Source organism: Salinicola corii (genome assembly GCF_008298015.1).
In the GTDB taxonomy this organism is placed as follows: domain Bacteria; phylum Pseudomonadota; class Gammaproteobacteria; order Pseudomonadales; family Halomonadaceae; genus Salinicola; species Salinicola corii.
In genome coordinates this window covers 16,194-38,700 of record NZ_VTPX01000006.1, presented here as the reverse complement: position 1 = coordinate 38,700, position 22,507 = coordinate 16,194, and the positions used below count along the sequence as shown (strand labels likewise).

Sequence of the window (22,507 nt, the reverse complement as noted above, 5' to 3'; positions counted from 1 at the left end):
GCCGTCTTTTCGAAACGATCCCCCGCCCAGCGTCAGCCACCCCGCGCTTCCTTCTTCCCTCCTGCCCCTACACTTTCTTCCGCTTTTCCAATATGCGACGCGTGTTTATCGATTGGTTCCAGGCCGACTCCTGTCGCTTGCCTCCAGAGCACCGATAGCGTTGGATGAAGGTCTTCATTTCCGGTCATCGAGTCTGCCATGACACTGCCACTGGTCTCCCCCGACGATATCCGCAGCGCCTTTTCGCAAGCCATGTCCGACATGTATCGCCAGGAGGTGCCGCAGTATGGCGATCTGCTGAAACTGGTCGCCGACATCAACCGTAGGACCCTCGAGGCGGACCCGGCGCTGGCCGCCCAGTTTGGCGCCCACGACGAAACGTCACGCCTGGACGTCGAGCGCCACGGTGCGATTCGGGTAGGCACCGCCGACGAACTGTCGATGCTCAGGCGCGTCTTTGCGCTGATGGGCATGTTCCCGGTGAGCTACTACGACCTGTCGGCAGCCGGCGTGCCGGTTCACTCCACCGCATTCCGGCCCATCGATGAGGCATCGCTCAAGCGCAACCCGTTCCGGGTCTTCACTTCGCTGCTGCGCCTGGAACTGATCGAAGAGGACGAGCTTCGCCGCCAGGCCGCCGCGATTCTGGCCGAGCGCGACATCTTCACGCCCGGTGCCAGGGAGCTGGTCGCGATCGGCGAACGCCAGGGCGGATTCGACAGCGATCAGGCCGAACGCTTCGTGAGCGAAATCCTCGAGACCTTCCGCTGGCATCGCGACGCGACCGTCGATCACGGCACTTACCGGGCGCTGCACGACGCGCATCGTCTCGTGGCCGACGTGGTCTGCTTCCGCGGGCCACACATCAATCACCTCACCCCGCGAACGCTGGATATCGACGCCGCCCAGGCCGCCATGCCGGGCTACGGCATCACGCCCAAGGCGGTCATCGAGGGCCCGCCTCGGCGCCAGCGCCCCATCCTGCTGCGCCAGACCAGCTTCAAGGCACTGGAAGAGCCGGTCCGTTTCGCTGCCAGCGACGAGAGCGGCACCCATACCGCCCGCTTCGGCGAAATCGAGCAGCGCGGCGCGGCGCTGACGCCCAAGGGCCGGGCGCTTTACGACGAGTTGCTGACCCGCTCGCGTCAGGCACCGGGCGCTGCCGACAATACGGCGCATCAACGTCAGTTGAGCGAATGCTTCTCGGCGTTTCCCGACGATCCGCAGACGCTGCGGCGCGACGCCCTCGCCTACTTTCGATACCGCGTCAGCGAGAGCGGCCGCCAGCGGCTGGCCAAGGGAGAGCCGGCGCCATCCTCGCTCGACGCTGCCATGGCGGCCGACTGGATCGAAGCCATACCGATCACCTACGAGGATTTCCTGCCGGTGAGCGCTGCCGGCATCTTTCAGTCGAACCTGGGCGATGCACCGCATCAGGCCTATGCCAGCGAATCCAACCAGAGCGCCTTCGAACTCGCCCTTGGCCGACCGGTCCACGACCAGTTCGAACTCTACGCTCGGCTACAGGCAGATTCGTTGGAGCGGGCAAGGCAACAGCTGGGTATCCAGGCGTGAGGGCTGTCGCCCAGGAGGCGTCGTGGCCAGAACACTTCTCGTCGCCTGAATGGCGATAGTCATTCGCCGGTCGCCCTAGGCTGAGAGCTTCGCTCGAAACCCATGGAGACTGGCAATGGCAACGGTCAACAATAACAACGCGACCGCTTTGGCCCCGGCCGATATCGATCTGGCCACACTACGCAAGGTGATCGCGGCATCGGCGATCGGCAATTTCGTCGAGTGGTTCGATTTCGCCGTCTACGGCTTTCTGGCCGTGATCATCGCACAGCATTTCTTCCCCCCCGGCGACGATTCACTGGCACTGTTGCAGACATTCGCGGTATTCGCGGTCTCGTTTGCGCTACGTCCGCTGGGCGGCATCTTCTTCGGCATGCTCGGCGACAGGATCGGACGCAAGCGCATACTGTCCGTCACCGTGCTGCTGATGGCCGGCGCCACCACCCTGATCGGTGTGCTGCCGACCTACGCCAGCGTCGGCCTGTTCGCGCCGCTGGCACTGGCGCTGGCCCGCTGCGTCCAGGGCTTCTCCGCCGGCGGCGAATATGCCGGAGCCTGCGCTTTCGTGATGGAACACGCGCCGACCCACCGCAAGGCCCGTTACGGCAGCTTCGTTCCGGTCTCGACCTTTCTGGCCTTCGCCACCGCGGCGGCGCTGACCTTCTCCATCAGCGCCCTGCTGTCCGAACAGGCCTTAAACGCCTGGGGCTGGCGCGTGCCGTTCCTGATTGCCGCCCCGCTGGGGTTGGTCGGGCTCTACATGCGCCTGCGCCTGGACGAATCCCCCGCCTTCCAGGCCCTGAAAGCCCAGCATGCCGTGCCGCAGGCACCGCTGAAGGAGACCGTCCGCACCCACGGCGCCACCATCGTCAGCCTCAGCGCCTTCATCTCAGTAACGGCGCTGTCGTTCTACATGTTCACGACCTACTTCACGACCTACATGCAGGTGGTCGGCGACGCCTCTCGCACCACGGCGCTGCTGGCCAGCCTCGTCGCGCTGCTCTTTGCCGCGGCGCTGTGTCCATTCATCGGACGCTATGCCGACCGAGTCGGGCGCCGCAAGACGATACTGACCGCCGGGGCGTGCCTCATCGGGGCGGTCTTCCCCGCCTATACGCTGGCCGGCAGTGGCGAGTGGTGGGCATCGCTGATCGGGGCGATGCTGATGGCGGTGGGCGCGGTAATCTGCGGCGTGGTGACGGCGGTGCTGCTGTCGGAGCAGTTCCCGACGCGCGTTCGATATACCGCCTCGGCGCTCTGCTACAACGTCTCCTACACGATCTTCGGCGGCACGGCGCCGTTGGTCGCGACCTGGCTGATCGACCGCACTGGCAACAACCTGTCGCCCGCGATCTACCTGATCGCGATCACGCTACTGGCGATGTGGGGTGGGCTGCGCCTGCCGGAGTCGTCGCACCGGGCGCTGGACGCCGACGAGGCCGAGTGGCAGCGACCATCCAAGCCAGACGTGCAACCCGCACTCTAGACCTCTAGATCGCGAAACGCGCGCTCAAGGCTGGCGGGCATAGACCCTGGCGCGCCAGTCGGCCACCTCGTAATCCGTGTCGAAATGGCAGCCCCCATCGTAGACACTGGCTTCCCGCGTCTCGCAGTAGCGGGCGATCGCCTCCGGGGTGGGCTTGCGGTCGCGCTCCACCCAGCGGTCCAGCGCCTCCAGTGCAGCGGCATACTGCGGCGTGGAGAGCTTGCTGTGCACCGCTTCGTCGGTATAGATCTGGACCAGGCTGTCGGCGGTCCCGCTATCTTCGCGTGCCCGCCGATAGAGCCACTCGTTCTCCACGAAGATGATCGGATCGTCGATCGCGTGCATGGTCACCGTGGGAATATCGGTCATGCCGGTGAGCCCGGCATCCTCGCCTAGTTTCTCGACCGCCCGGGCATCCCCGTCGAATCGCGAGATCCCCTTGTTGAGTGCGTCGTCGTTGCTCGAGCCACGGTAGCGCACGCCGCGATTCGAAAACGGGCTTGCGCCGTCGAGCTGCTGCTCGACCATGTCCTGGAACAGGAACGTCGACCAGCGCATGTGTGCCTTCAGCGTGCCGGGCGGAATCCGCACGACATCGACGATATTGTTCAGCGTCCGCTGCTGAACGAGCGTGCGCTGCTCGGCCGGCAGCCCGGCGCCCGTGCACGCGTCGACCCGCGCGTTGAGCGCTTCCGGGGTCATGTCGCTTCCCTTCGGCAACCCCTCCCACAAGGGGTATTGCCGTTCGCCGGGGTAGGGATGGTTGGCACAGTAGTACTGATAGACCGCCCGCAGATCGGCGCGAAACTGATAGGCTTGAGTGCCACCCCCCAGTACGCCGCTGGTCAGCAACGCCCCATCGTACCGGTGCCGACCCTCCGCATCCGTGCCGTAGAGCTCCATGGCCTTGGCCGCCACATTGCCTCCCCACGACTGCCCATGGAGGTAGATGCGATCGGGCTGGCCGAAGCGTTCGACGAAAAGCCGCCGCAGATAATCGGTATCCTCGGCCGCCATTCGCACGCCGTAGCCGCCGCGCCGGTAGCTGGACCCGGCCCAGGCATAACCCTCCCGGACCATCACGTCGTACTGACGCAGATCGATATCGAGCGGATCGTCGGGCCGAGGGGCGTTGGGGCGTGGACCGCCGTGGCTGTGGAGCACCAGCTTATGGTTCCAGCCGTCGGGGATCGCGATCCAGTAATAGGCGCCATGAGTATCCTGGCCGCTATAACATCGGGTAGCGCGCGGTAACCAGTCAGGGCATCCGGCCCTCGCCATGGACTCGGCGTCGCGGGTGAGCGCATCGGCCCGAAGCGGGTCGCAAAACCCGGCCAACAGGCCGATGGCCAGCAGACCCCGTCGCCACGGGAGGATTGACTTCGGCACGATCTGGTCCCTCGTCGATTTCAGCGTGGAATGCCGTTACGACTTATGTCGATGCCGAATGTTCCCAGGAGTCTCCGGTCTCGCGGGGGGCCGTACGACGGCATCCCCGCTCGCACGCTACGGCTGCCCGTGGTCAGGATCGGCCTGGGCGACGCCTGAATCACGCTGGAAGTAGCGGTGGCCGCAGGCGTGACAGGCATCCAGCCGCGACACCTGGTCGAGCAGGACGACCGCGCCACAGTGCACGCAGCTCATGCGTCCCGGCAGCGCCACCTCGCCGGCCGTATAGTCGGCACGGGCCGCCTCAAGGTCGTCATCGAAACGCTCACGATCGATGGTGGTGCGATCGGCAATCGAGAACAGCGCCTCGCTGACCCGACGCGACAGCACGCCGAGATCGATGCCCAGCCAGGTCGCGACACCTTCGCCGCCCTTGGCGAGAAACTGGCGGAAGTCGCGCATGTCACGCTCGACCCAGGCCCGAAGCAGTGCCATTTCGTCCTTGGTGAACTCCTCGAATTCGGACTCGAACGCCACTGCCTCGTCGAGTTCGTGCTGGAAGCTCTCCCAGGAGAGCTCTCCTCCGCCGTCCTTGAGGCGAGTCAGGATGCGTTCGTAGGCCTCACTGAGACGCGAACGCGATTCGGGTCGTGGCTGTTGCTCATCCATGGCTATCCCCTTTATCTGGCGTTGGCGGAATTCGATGCCAGTCGAATTCCGTGCAGCTCATCGCAGAACCTCGTTGCGCGAGCCTCGCCCCCAGGCCCTACCTGCAACAGCGGGTCTGGGGTATGCTTGTGGGCCTGAAAAATCAAGCCGACCCCGCTCTTTTCGTCTGCGATGAGTATAGCTTTTCGCGGGGACTCTGGCGCTCCCACACGCCGAACGCAAGGTGCCTGACCGAACCGATGGACGCACAGTACAACCCGCAAGCGATCGAAAACGCCGCCCAGCAATACTGGAACCAGCATCAGAGCTTCAAGGCCGTCGAGGAATCGACGCGCGAGAAGTTCTACTGCCTGTCGATGTTCCCCTATCCCAGCGGCAAGCTACACATGGGCCATGTGCGCAACTACACCATCGGCGACGTGGTGACGCGCTTCCAGCGCATGCAGGGCAAGAACGTGCTGCAGCCGATGGGCTGGGACGCTTTCGGCATGCCCGCCGAGAATGCGGCGATCAAGAACCGCGTCGCACCGGGCAAGTGGACCTACGAGAACATCGACTACATGCGCGGCCAGCTCAAGGCGCTCGGCTTCGCCTACGACTGGAACCGCGAGTTCGCCACCTGCGACGTCGACTACTACCGCTGGGAGCAGTGGTTTTTCGCCAAGCTGGTCGAGAAAGGCGTCGTCTACAAGAAGATGTCCACGGTCAACTGGGATCCGGTCGACCAGACCGTGCTCGCCAACGAGCAAGTAATCGACGGTCGCGGCTGGCGTTCCGGCGCTCGGGTCGAGCGCAAGGAGATCCCGCTATGGTTCCTCAAGATCACCGACTACGCCGATGAACTGCTGGCCGATCTCGACGAGGTCGAGTGGCCCGAGCAGGTCAAGACCATGCAGCGCAACTGGATCGGCAGATCCCGCGGCGTCGAACTCTCCTTCGACGTCGACGGCCTCGATCAGCGCCTCGATGTCTACACCACGCGCCCCGACACCCTCTTCGGTGTGACCTACGTCGCCGTCGCCGCCGGCCATCCGCTGGCCAAGCGCGCCGCTGAACGCGATCCAGCCATGGCCGAGTTCCTGCTCGAGTGCCAGCAGGGCGGTAACTCCGAAGCCGAGCTGGCGACCATGGAGAAGCGTGGCCGCGACACCGGTTTCCACGCCATCCATCCGTTGACCGGCCACAACGTGCCGATCTTCGTCGCCAATTTCGTGCTGATGGAGTACGGCACCGGCGCGGTCATGGCCGTTCCCGCCCACGATCAGCGCGACTGGGAGTTCGCGACCAAGTACGCGCTGCCGATCGCACCCGTCATCGCCGATGAAAACGGGCAGGCGCCGGACCTGTCCGCCGCCGCCTTCGTCGAGCACGGCAACCTGATCAACTCCGGCGAGTTCGACGGGCTCGACTTCGAAGCCGCGTTCGATGCCATCGCCGCCAGGCTGGAATCGCTGGGACGTGGCAAGGTCAAGATCAACTACCGCTTGCGCGACTGGGGCGTCGCCCGCCAGCGTTACTGGGGGGCACCGATCCCGATCAAGTATGGCCCCGAAGGTCAGACCGTACCGCTGACCGACGACGAGTTGCCGGTGGCGCTGCCGATGGAAGTCGAGGTCGATGCCTCCGGCTCGCCGCTGAAGAAGATGCCAGCATTCTACGACCTCGGCGACGGCTGGACCCGCGAAACCGATACCTTCGACACCTTCATGGAGTCCTCCTGGTATTACGCCCGCTTTTGCTGCGCCGACAATCCGGCAGCGATGCTCGACGAGCGTGCCGACTACTGGCTGCCGGTGGATCTCTACATCGGCGGTATCGAGCACGCGATCCTGCACCTGCTCTACGCCCGCTTCTTCCACAAGCTGATGCGCGACGAGGGACTGGTTCACAGCGACGAGCCTTTCCAGCGTCTGCTGACCCAGGGCATGGTGATCGCCGAGACCTTCTATCGCGACACCGCGAATGGCGGCAAGGAGTGGTTCAATCCCGCCGACGTCGAAGTCGAGCGCGACGACAAGGGCCGTCCGATCCGTGCCAGGTTGTCCAGCGACGGCCAGCCGGTCGAGATGGGCGGCATCGAGAAGATGTCCAAGTCGAAGAACAACGGCGTCGATCCGCAGGCGATGATCGATCGCTTCGGCGCCGACACCGTTCGACTGTTCATGATGTTTGCCGCACCGCCGGAACAGTCTCTCGAGTGGTCGGATTCCGGCGTCGAGGGAGCGCATCGTTTCCTCAAGCGGCTGTGGAAACTAGTCGCCGATCACGTCTCGACGGGAACGCCGGCGCCCCTGGAAGTTGGCGCGCTGAGCGATATCCAGAAGGATCTGCGTCGCAAGACCCACGAGACCATCGCCAAGGCCGGAGACGACATTGGCCGTCGGACCACCTTCAATACCGCCATTGCCGCGGTGATGGAACTGACCAACGCGCTGGGGCGTTTCGACGACACCACAACACCGCAGGGTCTCGCCGTCAGCCGCGAAGCCATCGAAGCCTGTGTTCTGCTGCTGGCACCGATCACGCCGCATGCCTGCCATGCACTGTGGCAGTCGCTGGGGCATCAGGAACCGGTCATCGACGCTGCCTGGCCGACGGTGGACGCGGATGCCCTGGTCAAGGCCAGCGTGGAGCTGGTGGTGCAGGTCAACGGCAAGCTGCGCGCCCGACTGGACGTGCCGGCAGAGGCCGACAAGGCCACGGTGGAGTCCCTCGCTCTGGCGGAGGAGAACGTCCAGCGTCATATCGAAGGCAAGAACGTGCGCAAAGTGATCGTCGTCCCCGGTAAACTGGTCAATGTCGTTGCCAACTGAAGGGTCGTCTACCGGTATACCGATGTCCGGGATATCGGCTACCCCACGGGTCGGCACTGAATCCCACCTGGCACTGCGGAAGCAGTGCCGTCATGTGAATAGGAGCTTTTCATGATGCGTCGCACCGCTCTGGCCGGCCTGATGGCCGTATCGCTGACCGTGCTGGCCGGCTGCGGCTTCCAGCTCCGTGGATTGCATCAGCCGGCCCTGGGCATTTCGGAGCTCAGCCTCAACGCCAACGTCTCCCCGTTCAGCGAGGAAGTCCGCCGCTCGCTCGAGAGCGCTGGCACGCGGGTCGTGGAGAATGCCGACCTGCGCGTCAACCTCGGCGATGAGAGGATTGGCGAGAATCGGCTGACGCGATCCGATTCCGGCAGCCGGGAGACATCGATCACCCTGACCGCCCCGTTCTCGGTCCAGCGCGTCTCGGACAGCGCCTACCTGCTCAACCAGCAGCAGCTCGAGGTGTCGACGACGGTGCTGCTCTCCACCGATGATATCTATTCCGGCGAAGAGGCGCGCACCGATGCCATCAAGCAATTGCGACGCGACGCGGCCACTCAGTTGATCGATCGGCTGGACGCACTCGAGACACCATGAAGGTCTTTCCCGACAAGCTGGAAGAGTCGCTCAAAAAGCGCCTGCCGCCAGTGATAATGATCGCTGGAGACGAGCCGCTGATACACCTCGAGGCTTGTGACGCCGTTCGTCGTGTCGCGCGCGAGCGAGGTGTCGAGGAGCGGGAAGTCATGCACGTCGAGTCGGGCTTTCAGTGGACGCAATTGCTGGAGTCGGCCTCCAGCCTCTCGCTCTTCGCCTCGAGCAAGCTAATCGAACTGCGGCTCGGAGGACAGTCCCCGGGCCAGGAAGGCGGCAAGGCCCTGGAAGCCTACGCCGAACAGGCCAGTGGCAGCGACAATGTGCTGCTGCTGTCCAGTCAGCGACTCGATCGCAAGGCACAGTCGAGCAAGTGGTTCAAGACGCTCGACAAACTGGGACTATTCGTTCCGGTGTGGCCTGTGGATCATCAGCGCCTGGGGTTCTGGATGCGCGACCGTGCCAACCGCTATGGCTTCACGATGGACATGGAGGCGGCCCGCCTTCTCGGCGAGCGCACCGAGGGCAATCTGCTCGCCGCCGACCAGGAACTGCAGAAGCTGGCCTTGCTGCTGCCCCCGAATGCACGTCTCGATGCAGCCGCCATCGCCAACGGGGTCGAGAGTAGCGCGCGTTATGACGTCTTCACGCTTTCCGATGCCTGCCTGAAAGGCGATCGCGACCGGGTGGTGCGAATCGTCCGCGGCCTACGCCAGGAAGGCATCGAAGCGCCCGTCATCTTGTGGGCGTTGACACGAGAGCTGCGAATTCTGCTGTCGATCTTCCAGCACCTGGATCAGGGCCAGAGTCTGGAACACGCCTGCAAGGCGCAGCGGCCGATAATTCCCGAGAAGCGCCGCCCCGGCTATCAGCAGGCACTCAAACGGCTGCCGCAGCGACGCTTGCACAAACTGCTGCTGTTCTCCCAGCGTATCGACCTGGCCATCAAGGGCGCCATCGCGCTTCCCATCTGGGACTGTCTCCAGGATCTTGCCCTCACCCTGTCCGGCGGTCGCGGTATTCTGGCCGAAATGCCCCACGCCTACCGGTCCGGCTAGTCGCCTGCCCGGTATCTGGTTTTCAGGCCGGGCAAATATCCGGCCGATCGGCGGACCGGGAAAGGCCTCAGGCCACGCCTACCGTATCCGGATGATCGACACCTGCCACGGCGACATCGTCGCTGGGTATAGTCCCTTCGGGCTCCATGGTCTGCATCAGGCTCGAATCGCCCTCGCTCGCCACCATTGTCGATGCCATTGGAGAGGTAGTCGCCGCAGTGTTCTCCGGGGTCAGCGTGAACGATTGCAGGTTCATCGCGCCGCCGTTGAAGGTCAGCCGGAGCGTCTGCTCGCCAGCCACCAGATCCAGCTCGATGCCGTCGTTGGCCTGATAGTTGTTCCACCCACCGGTGTTGATCACGGCATGAGGGGCAGCGCTGGTATAGGTCGCGCCGTCCTGCTCGACGCTGGCGGTGACGGTGCGACCGTTGGACATCGTGGCCGCGGCAAACGAGAGTTGGTAGGTTCCGGCCGTGGCGACGTCGATGGTGTACTCCACCCACTCGCCGTTGGCGATCGAGCCGATCGAATTGCCGTTGTCGCGCAGATCGACCCCCTCGTTTCTGGTGTTGTCACCCAACTGCGCTTCACTGCTATCGTGGTAGGCAACTTCAGGACCGCCTTCATCGTAGAACCCGGCGTTCAACGTCAGCCCGTCGTCGACGACCCACGGCGTCCCCGAAGCATTGAATGCCAACTGGGCGGCAGGCGCCAGGCTGAAGGACTCCAGATTCTGCGCCCCACCGCTGAAGGTCAGCCGCAGGGTTTGCACGCCTGCCTCCAGCGTGACCTGCTGGCTGGCGGTGGGCGCGAAGGTATTCCAGCCGCCGGTGAAATCGACACCCACGGTGGCGACCTCGTAGACCCCTCCGCCGTCGTCGAAGGTGGCGGTGATGGAGCGTGCCGCGCCGCTCTGCGCACCCAGCGCCGAGAGGAAGGAGAGATCGAAGACGCCGGCCTGGTTCACCTCCAGCGTGTACTCGACCCACTCGCCGTTCTCGATCCAGCCGATGGCATCGCCGTTACCCTGAACGTCCACCCCGCCCTCGCGGAAGTGGGTACCCAACTGGGTCTCGCTGGAATCCTCGTAGGTCAGGTGCGGCGCCCCCTCGTCGAACAGCGCCGCGTCCAGCGTCAGACCTTCGTTGTCGACGGTCCAGGGCGTGCCGGTCTCGTTGAAGGGCGTCCGCGTCGCCGGCTGGATGCCCTCGATCAAGAAGACGTTGTCGTTGTAGTCGTAGTTGATGCCGGTGTAATCCATGACCACGAAATAGGTGTTGGAGATGGCGTTACCGACCGTGTCGTAGGCCTGGAACACGCGCACGGTGTAGCCACGTTCGATGCCCGCATCCTCCGCCGGCGGCGTGCCGCCCCCGGACGGGTTGAGCGACGGATCGGTCGAGAGGTTGGCGACCGAGATGCCGAAGATGTCGTCGCCGGCCCAGCCATCGGGAATCCGACCCCGATCGAAGGTCGCTGTCGCGTAGTCGCCGTTGGCGATCTGCGGCAGGAACGACTGGCTGTAGAGGCTATCGTGGTTGCTCAGCGCGGTCCGGGCCGACTTGTCGCCCGGCGCGTGAAGCGCCAGCAGTGCCCCGCTGTAGCCGTGCAGCGCCGCCAACTGGGTGACGGTCGCCGATTCGACACCGTCGGCGATCTGCCAGTAGCGCGACAGCACCTCCTGATCGTTGACCGCCTGGTAGAGATCGAAGTTCTGCAACACCGACTGGCCGCCGCCGTCCAGCGTCGAGAGCCCATCGATGTGGTTGCCGAAACCGAACACTCGCCAGATCTCGTTGAGGTTGGGCTCCCAGCCGCCTTCGTCACGCGCCTGCCAGAACCCGGCCAGTTGGATCTCGGTCACCGGCTGGTCGACGTCGTCCGAGATGACGGTCATCACCCCTTCGAACACGCCATCGGCAGCGTTGCTGGTCGGTGGCGTGTAGGCGGCACGATCGAAGAGCACGCCCACCTCGACGGACTGCCCTGGTGCCAGTCGGAGATCGTTCAGCGCATCCGCGTCCGCCAGCCTGAAGGGACCGCTCAACGTGATGCTGCTCACCGACAGCTCGCCGGTGCCGTTGTTGGTGATGACGACCGAACCGCTGTCCTTGTATTCGCGGGGTACCGGAGAAGAGCTGGTGGCGTCATTGTCCTCGAGGTAATTGAAGGCGAGACGATCGCTGAAGAAGGCCGGGTCGGTGCTGACCACGCTGATCTCGCCATTGCTGGGAACGGCCGACGGTTCGTCGGGCACTTCCAGCGAGTCGATGTCCGGCCCGACTCCGTTGGGCGCGGTCACCGTGATCGAGTTGCTGCCCTGGATCAGGTTCATCTCGACGGTCTGATAGACCCAGTCGCTCACCGTCTGGCTCTCCGCGGGGAAGTTGACGGTCGGATAGTTGACGCCATTGACCGTCAACCCCAAGGGACGGTCGGCTTTCCCCGTGGTCAGCGAGTATCGGAAAGCCACCTCGTAGACACCGCTCTGGTCGACCTCCACGTTCCAGGTGATGCTCTGATCGCCGCTGCCGACGAAGTCCACGAAACCGGTTCCCGAGGCGTCACGATCACTCTGCGTCGCGGGCACGACGATGGCGCCGCCCTGCAGCACTGCCGTCTCGGCCTCGTAAACCGCGTACCCCGGGGTCGTGTCCTCGATCAGGACTTCCAACTGATCGATGTTGGGGCCGGTATTGGTGATCGCCTGCAAGCGGACCGAGTTGGCGCCAGCCAGCAGTTCGGCCGGAATGTCCAGCGTCTGCCAGGTATTCCAGGCCGCGTTACCGCTGACGCCGACCGGAGGTGCAAAGGCGAAGATGCCTACGCTCTCGTCATTGACGAAGACTTCCAGTGGCCGGTTTGCCGTTCCGCCGTTGGCGTAGCGCACCCTGAGCACCGCATCGCCGGCATCGGCGGCGCTCACATCGACGTTGAAGGTGATGAAATCGGCCGTGGTCGAACCGAAATCGGCGTAGCCGCCCACGGTGCCGTCACTATAGTCGGTGTTGCCGTCCATTCCGAAGGCGCCCGGTCGGATGCCGTAGGGTGGGTTGGTGGGGGTGGGTTCCGGCGTGTCTCCATCACGAATCACGATCTGGGCACCGGCGCCGGAGGCGATGACGGCCAGGGACTCGTCCTCGGCCTGGATGGTGGCAATAGTAGTCAATTCGACATCTCCTTCACCGGGATCAATGATATCGCCAGGCACGGGATCCAGGCGCACGACCTGGCTCTCACCCGTGCTGCGATTGAGGGTCATGAGGTAGAGCTGGCCGGTCAGCGGGTTCTCGATGATGTCCAGCGGATCGACATACTTGATGACATTGCCGTTCACGTCCCGTAGCACGTTGTCGCTCGACACGTTGCCGTTCTCATCCAGCGAGATCCATCGAATATCGTCGCCCCCGGAGTACTCGACGAAGAGCAGACTGCCATCCAGCGTTGCGCCAAACACATTGCTGGTGTACTCGATCGCCCCGTTGGGCGAGCGATTGGTCCCCAAGGAGTAGGCGTCGTCGATTCGGTAGTTGCTATCGGGATTGGTGCCGACGGCATACTCGTCCGTCTCGTTGGGATCGGTGCCAGTGGTCGGGTTACCGCCGTTGAGGATGTACTCATCGTGCAGCGGGTTGGGGTGCCCGTAGTATCCGCCCTGCTCCACCCGGAACAGCCAATCGTCCTCGATACCCACGTTGATCAACCCCTCGTTATAGGCGGTCGACGGATCGTCCGGCGTGGTACCCCCGGCCGCGGAGCCGTTGGTCGGCGCATACAGGTTGCCATTGGAGTGCCAGACCAGGTCGTAGGCGTTGCGGATGCCGGTCGCATAGACCTTGAGCACCGCGTCCGGGGCGAACGGGTCGTAATAGTCGATCAGTACGTTGCCGTTGGCGTCCTGCATCGTCGCGGTACCGTTCTCGGCAAAGACCAGATACTGGCCGCCCCCCATATCGATGGGACCGTTCTTGAGGTCGCCGTCGTCGTCTTCGTAGCGGGTGTTGGAGCCGTCCGTCGGCAACGGCTCGGTCGACACGTCGAAGCCGCCCGCCGGCGCATCCCGGTAGGGATCGATCTCGAGTACGCCGGCGTTCAGCAGCCGCTCGGGCCGGTTGCCCCAGGCGCTGTCATCGCCGCCCATGGCGGTATTGGCGCCTTGGGAGACATACAGCAGGTAAGGCGGCACGTCGGGATTGGTCTCGGCGTCGAATGCCGGATTGGCATGGAACACCAAGCTATTGGTGACATGATCCCCGTTGGAGCGCGGCAGACCGGTGATGTAGGTTTCCGCCACGCCGGAGAACGTCGCATCGGTGTCGTCGATCGTGATCTTGCTGACCTGCCCGCTGAAATCCGGCACGCCGTTGTCGCGCCCGGTCAACGGGATGGGGTAGTTGTCGGTCACCCACAACACATTGGGATCGGTGGGGTCGAAGGTCAGACTGACGATGCCCCGGGCTCCGGCGTCGGTCTGGAAATAGTCCAGCGCCAGGGTCTGCTCGTTGGAGAGCCCACCGGTCATCGGATCGACGTCGAACCGCTTGATCTCGCCGCCCAGCGTCGAGACGTAGATCTTGGAGTAATCGGGAGACATGGTGATGGAGCTGAACAGGTAGGCGCCATCTTCGGCCCCGTTCAACTCCACGCTGGTGTCGAAGGCCACCTCACTATCCTGGACGGCGGGTTCGCCTCCTGTGACGAACGTCGTGGTGAACTTCTGGAATTCCCGGGTGGGCGCGCTGGGATCGTTATTGTCGCCGCGATCCTTGAAGCCATCGATCACCAGCGTGTAGCTGGTGTACTCGTCGAGTTCCTCCACCGGTGAGATGGTCAGAGAATCGAAACCGCCAGTGGTATTGATGTTGAAGGCCACCGCTTCACCGGTCACGGTGTTGAAGAGCTTCACCGAACCGTCGTTGAGACTCTCCAGCAACGCCCCGCCGCGCCCCTCGACGACCGAGATACCGATGAAGAAGTCGGAGGTGGGGTCGATGCCCACCGGCAGGGTGCCATCGTCGGCCTGGAGATGAACCTCCACCTGCTGCTGCCCGACCCCGGCCACCGCTCTGGGGTCGGTGAAGAACGCGTAGTCCGCCGGCGCTTCACGATCGTCCTCGGGGGTCAGATCCGGCAGCGACTGGATCTCGATGTACTGGATCTCGGTGTTGTCGCTGCCGACGCCGATCGAATCCAGGGTCAGACGGCCATCGGTCACCTGAACGATCCGCGTGACCAGGCTGGAGCGGTAACCGTCGCTATCGTTGGTCGGATCGCCGTCCGCCGGGAAACCGTCCGGCCGCATCGAGGCGAAGGGCGTGTTGAACGCTTCTCCCTCGGCGTTGATGAGGTTGACGCTGTCGTAGGCGCCACCGCTGTCGCCGATGGAGATCGTGACCTCGTAGTAGCCATCTTCCAGTTCGATTTCCCAGCCGGCGGCCTGGCTGTAACCGGGTTTGTCGAAGCCGGCATAGGTCGCCTGCAGCGGATCGACATCGGGCAGCGAGCCGCCGCGATTGCCGAGGGCATCGCCGTCCTGCCCTGCGATCGCCATCGGCGTCGTGCCGTTGGCGGTTCCGTCGGCAATCGATGCCGCGGTTACCCAACCGTACTGGAACGTCTGTCCATTGACCTGCAGTGACTGCTGCCCAAATGCCTGTCCCGTATCGGCGATGTAGCCATCCGGCGTCGACGTCCCACTGGGCTGGAAGTTGATCTTGACCTCGAAGCGATCTCCCGGCTCCGGGGCCGGGTCACCGCCGCCGTCCGGCAGCGTATGAATCGACAGGTTGTCGATATTGGGCCCGAGATTGCCGATGTTGGCGAGTCTGACCACGTTGTCGCCGGCGCCGAGATCGATCTCGACCGTGGTCTCCGTCCAGTTTTCCCACCCCGCGCTACTGAGCCCCGTCGAAGCGAAAGCGATCGTCCCCTGGGGCTCGCCGTCCACCGATAGCGCCATCGGGCGGGCGTTCACGCCGCTTGCCGCATAGCGAATCGTCAGCAGATAAGTGCCCGCCTCGGCGACGTTGACCGTGAACGAGCCCGCGTCCCCCACCTGCGAGCCCATGTCCAGATAACCGGTACCGGTAAACTCCCCCCACAGACGATCGGCCCCGCCACCAGTCGGCTCGGGGTTGCTGGCATCGCGTACCACGGTATCGGCGGCGGAGGAGCCATCGTCGATCGCCAGCGCCTCCCCTTCGATCGAGAACACCAGCGTGGGATCCGCCGGGAGCGCCTCGACATAGTCGAAGCTGATCTGATCGATGTTGGGGCCGTTGGGCACGCCGCCCTGCGCCGTCGACGGCAGTGTCAGGGTCAGCGTGTTGTCTGCCTGGGAGAGCGGTACCGATATGCTGACCTCGCTCCAATTGGTCCAGGAACCAGTCGGCGGAAACGACACCAGGGTCGGCTCCGAACCGTTGACCGACACCAGCAGTGGGCGATCGCCCGTACCACCGTTGACGTAACGAATGGTAGCGGTATAGATGCCGACGTCATCCGGTGCGACATGAAAAGTGACCGCGTCCCCCGCGTCGGTACCGAAATCGACATAGCCCCCGCCCAGGGCCCCCGCCCCCACGTTGCCGAGCGCATCGGGATGCTCGCTATCCACCACTCGTGTCAGTGAGCCGCTGCTGGTGGCGCCGCTGTCGACGATGGAGACCTGGCCGGGGTCTTCCGCCTGGATCACCAGCGACGTCGGCACCTCGTCCACGGCTATCGCCGTCAGCGTCAGGACATCGATATTGGGGCCGCCACCCACCAGGTTCTGGAGGCGGATGACATTGGCGCCGCTGTCCAGGGTCAACGTCAGCTTGGCGTGCTGCCAGGTCTCCCATCCCGCGGTACCCGAGCCGGTCGACGGAAAATCCAGGCTCCCCTGTGCCACGCCATCGACGAGCACCGACATCGGGCGCGAGGCGCCGCTCGCGCTGCTTCCGGCATACCGGACATCCAGTTCGTAGGTGCCGGCCGTCTCGACCTGCACCTCGAAATAGGCCGCATCCCCGATCTGCCCCCCCATGTCGAGATAGCCCGGGCCGCTCGAGCCGTTCCACAACCCATCGGCCCCGGCGGCCGCCGTGGTTTCAGGGTTGGAAGGGTCACGAACCACGGTATCGGCGATCGAGGCGCCATCGTCCGGTATCAGCGATTCACCCTGCAAGGTAAAACCGTCGCCCGACCACCCCTGCTCGTTGACGATCTCGATGTCGGTCGATTGCTCGCTCCCGGCCAGCAGTTGGCCGTTGGCGTCCTGTGCATCCAGCATCAGATTGGTCAACCCTCGGTCCAGGTCCGAAGGCAGGAGGAACCGATAGGGGCTCTCGGTGGCCATCAACTCCAGTGGGCCACCCGTGGCGTGGGTTACCGTCAGGGAGATCGCGGCAACGTCGCTGGCGACGAAACCGCCACTGTCGACGGGCGTCACCTCGAGCCGGTGATTCTCGCCAAGGAGGGCACGAGTGATGGCAGACCCCTGTGCCAACGACTCGACGACGGCTCCGGTCTGGGCATCGATGACGGATAACGTGAACATGTATAGAGCCCCTACGCATTGTGATGGTGGTTATGTGACGAGCCAGGGATGACAGAAGCTCGCCAGGCGCGTGCAGACACGATGCCGGCACCCCGTATGGGTACTGGCGGGAAACTCCTGTCGTAGTGGGTATGAACAACGAAACTCAGGACCAAAGTCTTATCGGTCGCAAGCTATCGCTTCTAGCTGTCGACGCAAAGTTGAAACTTCTAAAACTTCGAAAACGAATTTGACGAGAAAAAATTCACGACCGATCTGATATCAGTCTATTTCCGATGCGCTTTCACCGACTTGCCAACATCTTTTCTCCTGCACCACAAAAGGCAGGTTTACAAAAAAATTCAACAATGAAAAATATCAGACAGCAGCATTAAATTGTCATATCAAAAAATCATGAAAAACGCGCACACTGTCTTTAATACACCTCTCCATTTTTACTGAACCACGTTTTTCATCTCCATCATTAAAAATAGCATGTCTCAAAAAAAGCGATTAAAAAACAAAATACAATATGCAAAACGGCGATCATGACGTCAAACCGTAGAAAAAGAAACCGGCCAAAAACGCGCTTGTAAACTTCCTCACAATTTCCGCATGCTGAAAGTACCAACAGTGTTCGACGCCACTTTCCGAAATGATGTCACAAGAGACAGAACCGTGGCCAAAACCGACGACAAGTCCGATCTGCAGAAGGCGCTTTCCAATAGTCGCCGTGCTTTTCTTTTCATCTTGCTGTTCAGCATGTTCATCAACTTGATGATGCTCGCGCCATCGATTTATATGCTGCAGGTTTATGATCGAGTCATCACGACGCGCAGCCCCGAAACCCTGATGATGTTGACACTGGTGGTGATGTTTCTGTTTGTCGTGATGGGCTCGCTGGAGCTGGTGCGCTCGCGAATCCTGGTCCGGGTCGGCAACCGGCTCGACATGCAGATCAACGAGCGCCTCTATCAGGCCACGTTCAAGCGGGCCTTGCTAGTTCCAGGCAAGCCCTCGGCCCAGCCCTTCAACGACTTGACGACGTTACGCCAGTTTCTGAGCGGAAACGGTTTGTTCGCCTTCTTCGACGCGCCCTGGATACCGGTCTACATCGCCATTCTGGCGCTGTTCCATCCCTGGTTCGGGGGCTTCGCCACCGTCGCCGCCTGCGTGCTGCTGATGCTGGCCTGGATCAACGAGAAGAGCACCCAGTCGCTGCTGAACGAGGCCAACCGGGAGCACGTCCAGTCCCAGGACCTGGCCCAGAGCAACCTGCGCAATGCCGAAGTGCTCCAGGCCATGGGGATGCTGCCCCATCTGCTCGCCCGCTGGCGGGACAAGCACCACGACTATCTCGTCAACCAGTCCCGCGCCAGCGACCGGGCCGGTGTCCTCAGCAACGTGTCGAAAACGCTAAGGGTCATGTTCCAATCGCTGATTCTGGGGCTCGGCGCCTATCTGGTGATCGAGGGCAGCCTGACGGGCGGCATGATGATCGCCGGCTCCATCCTGATGGGTCGTGCCCTGGCGCCCATCGACCAGATGATCAGTGGCTGGAAAGGCTTCGTCGCGGCACGCACGGCGCACGCCAGACTCCAGGCGCTACTCGTCGCGGTGCCAGGCGAACCCCAGCGCATGCCACTGCCACCGCCAGTCGGGCGGCTGGCGCTCGAAACGGTCACGGCGACCCCGCCCGGCGACACGCAACCGACACTGTGGGAGCTCAGCCTGACAGCCAACCCTGGCGAACACATCGCCATCGTCGGCCCCAGTGCCGCGGGGAAATCGACGCTCGCCCGCGTCATGCTGGGCGTTTGGCCCGCCCAGAGCGGCTGCATCAGGATCGGAGGGACCGATATCGGACAGTGGCCACGAGAACGACTGGGCCCTTTCATCGGTTATCTACCGCAGGACGTCGAGCTGTTCGACGGCAGCATCAGCGAGAATATCGCACGTTTCGGTGACATCGACCCGGCCCGCGTCATCGAGGCCGCACAGAAGGCTGGCGTACACGACATGATCCTTCGCCAGTCCGCTGGCTACGACACCCGGATCAGCGGCACCGGCGGCGTGCTCTCCGGCGGGCAACGCCAACGCCTCGGTCTGGCCCGAGCCCTGTATGGCAATCCCGTTCTGGTCGTCCTCGACGAGCCGGACGCCAACCTCGATGCCATCGGAGAGCGCGCGCTGTTGCACTGTCTGCGGCAGCTCAAGGACCAGGGCACCACGGTATTCATCATCAGCCATGCGCCCGCCATTCTCGACCATGTCGATCGTGTACTCGTGCTGCAGGAGGGCCGCATGATCTCCTGCGCCCCGCCGCGAAAGCCGGCGACGCCAGCTTCGGACGCTTCACGACAGAGTGACGCCCCCGTTCACTCGATCCGGATGCGCGCCCGCGGCAAGGCCGCCGACTCACACTCCTACCCACCCCTGGCACTGGAGCCGCCGACGCCATGACGACTGCCTCTCCCGCACCGATGACACTCGGCGCCCCCAAACCCCAGTTGCCGACCAGAGACGACGCCAGCCGTCGCTGGGGCCTGGGAATCCTGGTGTTCGCGCTTGGCGGCTTCGTGCTCTGGTCGCTGACGGCCGACCTCGCGGTCGCTGTCGTGGCGCTAGGGTCGGTCGCCGTCGAGACCTCGACCAAGAAGGTCCAGCACTTCGAAGGCGGTATCGTCAAACGCATCCTGGTCGAAGATGGTGATCGAGTCGACGCGGGCGATCCCTTGATCGTGCTCGACGATACCCAGCCGCTGGCCAAGCTCTCCATCACCGAATCGGAATACCGCATCGCGCTGGCCAGCGAGGTTCGACTGCTGGCCGAACAGAGCGACCGCGATTCACTGACATTCCCCGATATCCTGCTGAGCGACGTCTCTCCCCGGGTGGAGGCCGTGGTCGATGTCCAGAAGCGGCTGTTCCAGGTTCGTCGCCAGTCGCTCAAGGATGCGCTCTCCGCACTCGACGAGAAGGCCCATCAGATGCAGGAGCAGATCACCGGGCTCGAGCGACTGCGGCAGGTGAATCAGTCCAAGATCCATTCGCTGTCCGGAGAAGCCGCCGACTACCGCACGCTGTTCAAGGAGGGGCTGGGGGACAATCAGCGCCTGCGCGAGCTCGAGCGGCAGGTGCTCCAGTACCAGGGGGAGAACGCGCAGCACGCTGCCGAGATCGCGCAATTGCGCTCACAGATCAGCGAGAACGGTTTCCAGAAGGAGATTCGTCTGCAGGAATATCATCAGGGCGTGGGCGAGGACCTCAAGGACGTTCAGTCCCAGGTCACGGATACCGAGGAGCGGGTAACCGCCCTGCGCGACCAGGTGCAGCGGACCGCCATCGTGGCGCCCGTCTCGGGCACCGTCGTCGGGTTGCAGGTCCACACCCTGGGAGCGGTCATCCGTTCCGGCGACACAATCATGGAAGTCGTCCCGGCGAACGAGGCATTCGTCGTCGAAGCGAGAATTCCCGATCGCGACATCGACAACGTCCACGCTGGCCAGCTCGCCGAAATTCGCTTCAGCGCCTTCAACCAGCGTCTCTCCAACATCATCGAGGGCGAGGTTACCCATGTCTCGGCGGATAGCTTCGAAGACGAGGCGACGCGGACGCACTACTACAAGGCACGCATTCGGGTGACCGACGAGGGACATGCCAAGATGACCTCGTCGATGCAACTGCTGGCCGGCATGCCGGCAGAAGTGATGCTGAAGACAGGGAATCGCACCTTTGCCAGCTACGTGTTCAAACCGTTCAGCGACATGCTGGCACGAGCGATGCGAGAAGAGTGATGCTGTCCATTCGACCCTGGATCCTGACCGGCTGCCTGGCGGCTCTGGCCACGCCGACATATGCCCAGCCGCTGGAGATCACGCCGCCGACAAACTCATCGCTCGTCGGCTCTCCGGCCCCGCTGCCGTCTCTGCCGCGACTCGTCGCCCTGGCGCTGACCTACGACAGCGGCCTGCAGAGCCAGCGCCTCGACAGCCAGTCGGTGGCCCAGGAAGTTCCGATGGCAGAGGCCGGGCTACGCCCGCGACTCGACGCAAACGCCGCTTATCGATACACGGATGCCGACAACGTCTACACCGACAATCCCGACGACTATCCGGACGAAGTCTACGACGACCGCGTTGCCGGCAAGACCCGGGATACCCGTTGGGAGCTGCGCATGACGCAGCCGCTGTTCAGCCTCGAGCGCTGGCGTCGAATCGGCAAGGCCCAGGCACAGCTGGACGCCGCGACACTACAGGTCGCCGTCGCCGAGCGGGACCTGGCGATCAAGGTCGTCGAGACCTACCTCGATGCCTACCAGGCGTCGCGCAAACTGGGCCTGCTGATCGCGCAGCGGGAATCACTGGTGCTCCAGCAGCGTCAGGCGCAGCGCGCCTACGATCTGGGTATCGGCGATCGCATCAACCTGCTGGAGTCCCAGTCTCGCCTGGATCAGGCGATTGCCGACCAGACCTCGGCGGAAAACGACCTGGCCAACGCGTCGAGCGATCTCGAGCGACTGACCGGTACGCCACTGGTATTCGATCCGGTGCTGATCGATACGCCGGAAAATCTCGCCATCCTCCCGGAATCCATGCCGCTGGAGAGCTGGCTGGCGCTGACCGGCGATAACGTCCAGGTCCAACTGGCCGCCGAACGTCAGCGTGTCGCCAGGATCGACACCGACGTGCGTCGCGCCTCCCGCTATCCCGAACTCAACCTGGTCGTCGGCTACAGCGATGCCGACAGTAATGATGCGCTGCGCACCAGCAGCGACCTGACCGCCAGCATGGAGATGAACCTGTCGCTCTACCAGGGCGGATACACGACCGCCAGCATCCGCCAGGGGCAACTGACGGCGCTTGCCGGCACGGCATCGATGGAGAACGAGAGTCGTCTGGCCAAGCAGGAAGTCCGCAAACGCTTGAGAAGCATGCAGGGCGACCTGCGGCAGATCGAAGCCCTGCAGCGCTCGGTGGAGTCAGGAAGCCTGTTCCTGCAGGCGGCGATTCGGGGTGAGTCGCTGGGCTTGAGGGATCTGGTCGACGTGCTCGACGCCCGCTCTTCGCTCTACGACCTGCGCATCCGCTTCGTCGAGACGCTGTGTCTCTATCTCAAGGATCGCACCTATCTCGACGCGGCCGTCGGCCAACTCGACACATCGACCCTGACGGATGTCGCCAGCATCCTCGCCCGCATCGAGCAGAGCGGCACACCGGCCACCGTGGTGCCGGCCAGTGGTTGATCTCGGCTATCAATGTCATTTGGCAATACTTTCCATGAACCAGGCTCATTAAACATGAATGATAGAATGAATTGAAATAATGCAAACCAGTGACACCCCTGAATTTTTCCCATGTCCTTATCGAAGTCGTCTGCGATATCCGTGGCAATCTCGTTC

At 63.4% G+C, this 22,507-nt stretch carries 11 protein-coding genes; 8 read left to right on the top strand and 3 right to left on the bottom strand.

Translation table 11 applies throughout. The features are described 5' to 3' along the window. Positions 1 to 198: 198 nt before the first annotated feature. Together hglS and F0A16_RS11765 are read left to right on the top strand one after the other, a co-directional pair. Positions 199 to 1,575, top strand: a complete 1,377-nt coding sequence (gene hglS / locus F0A16_RS11770; RefSeq protein ID WP_149435601.1) for a 2-oxoadipate dioxygenase/decarboxylase HglS — start codon at positions 199 to 201, stop codon at positions 1,573 to 1,575. A 115-nt stretch (positions 1,576 to 1,690) separates the two neighbouring features. Then, positions 1,691 to 3,061, top strand: a complete 1,371-nt coding sequence (locus tag F0A16_RS11765; protein ID WP_149435600.1) for an MFS transporter — start codon at positions 1,691 to 1,693, stop codon at positions 3,059 to 3,061. A 24-nt stretch (positions 3,062 to 3,085) separates the two neighbouring features. On the opposite strand, the gene F0A16_RS11760 is transcribed toward F0A16_RS11765, so the two are convergent. Further along, a complete protein-coding gene (locus F0A16_RS11760; RefSeq protein ID WP_149435599.1) occupies positions 3,086 to 4,450 on the bottom strand; it encodes an alpha/beta hydrolase family protein in 1,365 nt (454 codons plus the stop codon). A 117-nt stretch (positions 4,451 to 4,567) separates the two neighbouring features. Beyond that, positions 4,568 to 5,119, bottom strand: coding sequence for a zinc ribbon-containing protein (locus F0A16_RS11755; RefSeq protein WP_149435598.1), 552 nt, complete (start codon positions 5,117 to 5,119; stop codon positions 4,568 to 4,570). Positions 5,120 to 5,358: 239 nt separating this feature from the next. On the opposite strand from F0A16_RS11755, the gene leuS reads away from it, so the two are divergent. The 3 genes from leuS (at position 5,359) to holA (ending at position 9,587) form a co-directional block, all read left to right on the top strand. Further along, complete coding sequence (leuS, locus tag F0A16_RS11750) at positions 5,359 to 7,932, top strand: leucine--tRNA ligase (protein WP_149435597.1); 2,574 nt, start codon at positions 5,359 to 5,361, stop codon at positions 7,930 to 7,932. A 111-nt stretch (positions 7,933 to 8,043) separates the two neighbouring features. Further along, on the top strand, positions 8,044 to 8,532 hold the full coding sequence (locus F0A16_RS11745; RefSeq protein ID WP_149435596.1) for an LPS-assembly lipoprotein LptE: 489 nt from the start codon (positions 8,044 to 8,046) through the stop codon (positions 8,530 to 8,532). Next, positions 8,529 to 9,587 (top strand): DNA polymerase III subunit delta, encoded by a 1,059-nt coding sequence (gene holA, locus F0A16_RS11740; protein ID WP_149435595.1) that lies wholly within the window; start codon positions 8,529 to 8,531, stop codon positions 9,585 to 9,587. Before F0A16_RS11745 ends, holA begins: the two co-directional genes overlap by 4 nt. Before the next feature lie 67 nt (positions 9,588 to 9,654). Here holA and F0A16_RS11735 read toward each other — a convergent pair whose 3' ends face one another. Beyond that, positions 9,655 to 17,127, bottom strand: a complete 7,473-nt coding sequence (locus F0A16_RS11735) for a carbohydrate-binding protein (RefSeq protein ID WP_149435594.1) — start codon at positions 17,125 to 17,127, stop codon at positions 9,655 to 9,657. Positions 17,128 to 17,784: 657 nt separating this feature from the next. Between F0A16_RS11735 and F0A16_RS11730 the strand changes: the two genes are divergently transcribed. From F0A16_RS11730 to F0A16_RS11720, 3 genes are read left to right on the top strand one after another with little or no spacing between them, the layout of a single operon-like run. After that, on the top strand, positions 17,785 to 19,569 hold the full coding sequence (locus F0A16_RS11730) for a type I secretion system permease/ATPase (protein WP_149435593.1): 1,785 nt from the start codon (positions 17,785 to 17,787) through the stop codon (positions 19,567 to 19,569). Beyond that, the gene (locus F0A16_RS11725) at positions 19,566 to 20,903 is read left to right on the top strand and encodes an HlyD family type I secretion periplasmic adaptor subunit (RefSeq protein WP_149435592.1); all 1,338 of its coding nucleotides are present in this window, start codon (positions 19,566 to 19,568) and stop codon (positions 20,901 to 20,903) included. The genes F0A16_RS11730 and F0A16_RS11725 overlap by 4 nt, the downstream gene beginning before the upstream one ends. Continuing rightward, positions 20,903 to 22,351 carry a TolC family protein gene (locus tag F0A16_RS11720; RefSeq protein ID WP_149435591.1) on the top strand — a complete coding sequence of 483 codons (1,449 nt, stop codon included), beginning with the start codon at positions 20,903 to 20,905 and terminating at the stop codon, positions 22,349 to 22,351. Before F0A16_RS11725 ends, F0A16_RS11720 begins: the two co-directional genes overlap by 1 nt. Positions 22,352 to 22,507: the final 156 nt, after the last annotated feature.